Below are 4,881 nucleotides of genomic sequence, written 5' to 3' on the forward strand. Positions count from 1 at the left end.
TATCTTTCGCCAGATGACTTCGAAAAACTTTACAATGCGAGCGTTGCTAGAGAATCACTATTGGTAAGCTGAAAATAATTAAAATTTCTCATTTTATGTTGTACTAAATCTTGACATAGGACCAATGGTATCTGAACAAGTGATATGGACAGGAAGTTTAGGATATTGTGCTACAAATCAGCCGTCTTTAGTATTGGGAATTATTTCTAATTTTTATGGCAGTGTGAGATAATAATCTAAATCTTTCATTTGCGATTGCCCACCTAAATATTTTTTGGGGCATGTGAATATATTTTTAGGGATGAAAAAACTTGCTAAAAACGAACAAAAGGTGTATAATAAATAAGTTAATATAAATTAGAATTTGTATATAAAGGAGTATTTGCTGTGCTGAGGTCGATTGATTTATTTGCTGGAATAGGGGGGATTAGATTAGGTTTTGATAAAGCCTTTACTAGCAATATAAATACTGTATTTGTCAGTGAATGGGATACTTATGCTCAAAAAACATACAAATTGAATTTTCATGATGATTTTGATATCGCAGGAGATATTACAAAAATAGATGCTGAAAATATTCCAGCTTTTGATATTTGTTTAGCAGGATTTCCGTGTCAGGCTTTTTCTTTGGCTGGTAAGAAAATGGGGTTTGACGATGATTATAAAGGCATTTGTAGGGGAACCTTGTTTCAAGATGTGGTTCGGATATGTGACTATCATCAACCGAAGGTGATTTTTTGCGAGAATGTAAAAGGACTCACCATACACGATAGAGGGAGAACTTTTAAGGTTATTACCAGAGCTTTTGAACAGATTGGGTATAATGTATATCATAAGATATTGAATAGTAAAGATTTTGGAGTACCTCAAAATAGAGAACGTATTTACATCGTTTGTTTTCGGAAAGATATAGATTCATCTGCATTTGAATTTCCGATAGGTGATAACCCTAATGTGACAATTAGGGATATTTTGGATAGTGCTCCTGTATCTCCTAAATACTATATAAGTGATGTCTATCTTGAGACATTGCGCAGGCATCGTGCTCGTCATGAAGCGGCTGGGCATGGTTTTGGATATGAGGTAAGATCTTTGGATGGACAGGCCGGAGCTATAGTATGCGGTGGTATGGGCAGGGAACGTAATTTAATTATAGACCACAGGGAGCATAGCATGATTCCGGTTACTAAGATAAAGGGGAGCATAAATAAAGAAGATATTAGAAAGATGACGCCTCGTGAGTGGGCTAGATTACAGGGATTTCCTGATAGCTACAAATTAGAATTGGCTGATACACATCTGTATAAGCAATTTGGTAATAGTGTCACTGTTAATGTTATAGAGGCGATTGCTAGAGAAATTAGAAAGATTCTTAGCAAGAAATAACTTCGTTGTTGTAGATATGTGGGGAGAGCGGTTATGGCTAGAATAACAGGCAACAAGGGTGAATGGAGCGAATTGTATGTATTGATTTATCTGTTGGCACATGGAAAGTTAAATGCTGCTGATGGGAAATTAAACAAACTTAGGGATATATTTTTTCCTGTTTTAAAAGTTTTCAGGGAAGATGTTAAGGGCGAGAAAGTAGAATATCGATTACCTGACCCTGCTGATAAACGCGTTATAACCATATTTTTAAACAATGAACAAATATGCGAAATATCCCAGTCTGATATGGAACGAGAACAAAAAGCATTGTACTGGTCTATTGTAAATGGTGCAGGGAAGGCTTTTTCGATAGATGGTATAGAGCAGGTCATGTCAGATTTGCATTGTTCTAAAATAAAGGCGGTCAATACAGATAAAGCTGATATTGTTTTACAGTTACACGATATAAATACAGGTTATAGTCCTATATGCGGATTTAGCATAAAGTCTGATTTAGGTAGTGCGCCAACCTTGTTAAATGCAGGCAAAACAACAAACTTTTTATATCAGGTTGTTGGGATAGATGAAAGGTCAAAGCAGGAAATCAACAATATTTCTACGAAATCCAAAATTCGTGACAGAATAAATGCTATTTATGAAAACGGTGGTAGCTTGATATATAACTCTGCCAGCAGTGCGGTGTTTAATGACAATTTACTTATGATTGATTCCAGGATGCCAGAAATAATAGGTAATGTTTTGTTATATTCATATAGCACAGGTGTTACTTCGTGTAAGGATGTGCTGAATGCGATAGAGTTGAGTAATCCTTTAGGGTATGCACGAAATGGTATGTATAAATATAAGTTTAAAAAGTTACTTTGTGCTATAGCTTTGGGAATGATGCCGGGGACAGAATGGGATGGTTATGACGAAGCTAATGGTGGGTATATCATTGTAACTACATCAGGTGATGTAGTAGCATATCATATCTATAATAGAAATAGTTTTGAGGATTATTTGCTGGATAATACAAAATTTGAAAGAGCCTCTACTTCTCGATACGAATTTGCCACTCTTTATAATAAAGATGATAGTATGTATATAAATCTGAATTTGCAAATACGTTTTAAATAGAGTTTACGGAGATAGCGATTATGGATGTATTGACGAAGGAACAGCGACATAAGTGTATGAAGAATGTCAAGTCTGTTAATACAAAGCCGGAAGTTTTGTTGCGCAAGGCACTTTGGCATGATGGTATTCGCTATAGAAAAAATTATAAAAAATTGCCGGGGACACCTGATATAGCCATAACGAAAAGGAAAATCGCCATTTTTGTAGATGGCGATTTTTGGCATGCACGAAATCATCAGGATAATCCCGGAGAACAAATTAAGTCGAATAAGGATTTTTGGCTACTCAAGTTGGCAAGAAATGTAGAGCGTGATAAGGAAGTAAATGATGCCCTGTTGGCAGAAGGATGGCTGGTATTGCGGTTTTGGGAAAGTGACATAAAGAGTGATGTGGAAAGATGTTTGGTTGAGGTAAAAAAATATTTATAAGTTGTTAAAATAAATTGGATAAAAGAAGGATATTTTATTGTCTTTGCCGAATATATGCATAAGAGGTTTTTATATAATCTTTTGTGCATATATTTTTATATATCATAGTTTTTGGGGTGGTTGATGTGAAGAGTATATCACTTAAAATTTTAAGGAAGTTAAAAATTTATTACAAGGGTTGCCTGATTTCGGATGAAGTCATAGTAAATGAAAAATCCTAATCCCCCAGCTATGCTGGGGAGAATATAAAAAGCCGTAGCGGTTATGATGAAATATAAAGCCTCCTATGTTATGCTTGAGATGGTATCGCAAGCCAAACTCAACAACATAGGAGGCGGTCTAAATGGACAATAAAAGTTTATCACATACGCGATGGAAGTGCCAGTATCATATTGTGTTTATTCCTAAGTATCGTAAAAAGGTTTTGTATGGCAGATTGAAAGTGGATGTAAAAGAAATAATATGCACTTTGTGTAAGTATAAGCGTGTTGATATAATCGCAGGTGCGGTTTGCGCGGATCATGTGCATTTGAGTGTAGCTATTCCACCGAAGATCAGTGTGTCGGACTTTATGGGGTATTTGAAAGGCAAAAGCACATTAATGATTTATGATAGGCACCCTGAGTTACAAAGCAGATGGGATAAGTCGTTTTGGGCAAGGGGGTACTATGTAGAAAAGATAGGCAATATAACAGATGCGGCAGTAGAAAGATACATAAGAGAGCAAGCAGATAAGTCTAGAGATGAAGATTAAGTAGGCTAACCTCTTTTAGCGGAGTCAGTAACACTGCTTGCGACACCGCCCTTTGGGGCGAGCAGTGATAATAGCCCTTATGAGGGCTGATAATAAACCACCAGTTGAACTGGTGGTTGGTAACTAGCTTGGTAATGTTTTTTAGACAAAAAAGCTTTCTGTTTGTGCAATTTATGTTACTGTAAATAAGATAAAAGCAGTCGGCGATTTTTGTTCGTTGACTGCTTTTAGAACGAATAAATATGTACGACATATTGCAAGTTGCCGTGTATATTTTGTAAATAAAAGGAGAATGAGCATGGAAGAGTTTTGTTGCCCAAATTGTGGGAGTGAAAATGTAGAATCAGTGAAACTTTTGTATGAGGAAGGACACTTCACTACGCAGGAAACGCGACAAGAGATAGTTGGGAGTATAGCTCAAAATCGTGTAACAGAGTATAGTGATGGTTCTAAGAAAACAGAATATATAGGTTCAACGCCTATTTACGGAGATGTTACAAGAACTACTGTACAAAAGACAATGTTAGCTAGTCGATTGGAGCCTCCGGAGATACCGATCAGATCGGAACGAAAAAAATTTTGGTTTGAGAAAATTGTAAACTTATTGCTTAAAATATCGTTGGCATATGCAACATTGGTATTAATTTTGCTCGTTGTTTTATTTGGGTTTCCGTTTTTGGTATTTATGTTATTGAAAGGCACTGAATATGCCTTAGAGTGGTTAGTATCATATGGAGGTGGTTTTTATAATAATGGGATATTGTGGAAAATAAATTGGATATCTATAGGTGTTTATTCTGCTCCTATAGTATTGTTAATTAGAAAAGGAATTAGCAAACTGCCTGTTGTAGTTATGCGCGAGAAAGAGCTGGATGAAGAGTATAAAAAGAATTGCGAAAATTACAAGGATTTATATGATAAATGGAGCAATTCTTACGTTTGCCGTAGATGTTATAATATATTTGAAAATCATGCGAAAGATAAGGTGAAATAATTTAAGAGTGGTGATTTAAAGTTGGGGCAGGGGGGTAAAAGATTTCATAGGTTTACTGTCGCTAAAAAATGAATGATATTGTCAATATTGGTTGACACATTAAACTCGTATAAAGAAGATAGCTATGCAGCTATAGGTAGAGCAGCATAGTATCTATCTCTCTTAACCTTGGGTGGAAGCCCATCATTGGATGAGCAGAT

Annotated in this window: 5 protein-coding genes; all 5 read left to right on the forward strand. The window is 35.8% G+C overall.

Annotated elements, in window-relative coordinates:
* Positions 1-387: 387 nt before the first annotated feature.
* The 5 genes from dcm (at position 388) to FYJ84_RS14170 (ending at position 4,681) form a co-directional block, all read left to right on the forward strand.
* On the forward strand, positions 388-1,386 hold the full coding sequence (dcm, locus tag FYJ84_RS14150) for a DNA cytosine methyltransferase (RefSeq protein WP_328596402.1): 999 nt from the start codon (positions 388-390) through the stop codon (positions 1,384-1,386).
* A 33-nt stretch (positions 1,387-1,419) separates the two neighbouring features.
* Positions 1,420-2,505, forward strand: coding sequence for an HpaII family restriction endonuclease (locus FYJ84_RS14155; RefSeq protein ID WP_154408241.1), 1,086 nt, complete (start codon positions 1,420-1,422; stop codon positions 2,503-2,505).
* Positions 2,506-2,525: 20 nt separating this feature from the next.
* Positions 2,526-2,933: a very short patch repair endonuclease gene (locus FYJ84_RS14160; RefSeq protein WP_154408242.1), complete on the forward strand. Its 408-nt coding sequence runs from the start codon at positions 2,526-2,528 to the stop codon at positions 2,931-2,933.
* 343 nt (positions 2,934-3,276) lie between these two features.
* Positions 3,277-3,687, forward strand: coding sequence for an IS200/IS605 family transposase (gene tnpA / locus FYJ84_RS14165; protein WP_154408243.1), 411 nt, complete (start codon positions 3,277-3,279; stop codon positions 3,685-3,687).
* A 298-nt stretch (positions 3,688-3,985) separates the two neighbouring features.
* Positions 3,986-4,681, forward strand: coding sequence for a hypothetical protein (locus FYJ84_RS14170; RefSeq protein WP_154408244.1), 696 nt, complete (start codon positions 3,986-3,988; stop codon positions 4,679-4,681).
* The last annotated feature ends 200 nt before the right edge of the window (positions 4,682-4,881 follow it).

The organism is Anaerovibrio slackiae, assembly GCF_009695585.1.
In the GTDB taxonomy this organism is placed as follows: domain Bacteria; phylum Bacillota; class Negativicutes; order Selenomonadales; family Selenomonadaceae; genus Anaerovibrio; species Anaerovibrio slackiae.

Coding starts and splice junctions, on each gene's coding strand:
- FYJ84_RS14155 (WP_154408241.1), top strand. CDS start 1,420: ATGGCTAGAATAACAGGCAACAAGGGTGAATGGAGCGAATTGTATGTA.
- FYJ84_RS14160 (WP_154408242.1), top strand. CDS start 2,526: ATGGATGTATTGACGAAGGAACAGCGACATAAGTGTATGAAGAATGTC.
- tnpA (WP_154408243.1), top strand. CDS start 3,277: ATGGACAATAAAAGTTTATCACATACGCGATGGAAGTGCCAGTATCAT.
- FYJ84_RS14170 (WP_154408244.1), top strand. CDS start 3,986: ATGGAAGAGTTTTGTTGCCCAAATTGTGGGAGTGAAAATGTAGAATCA.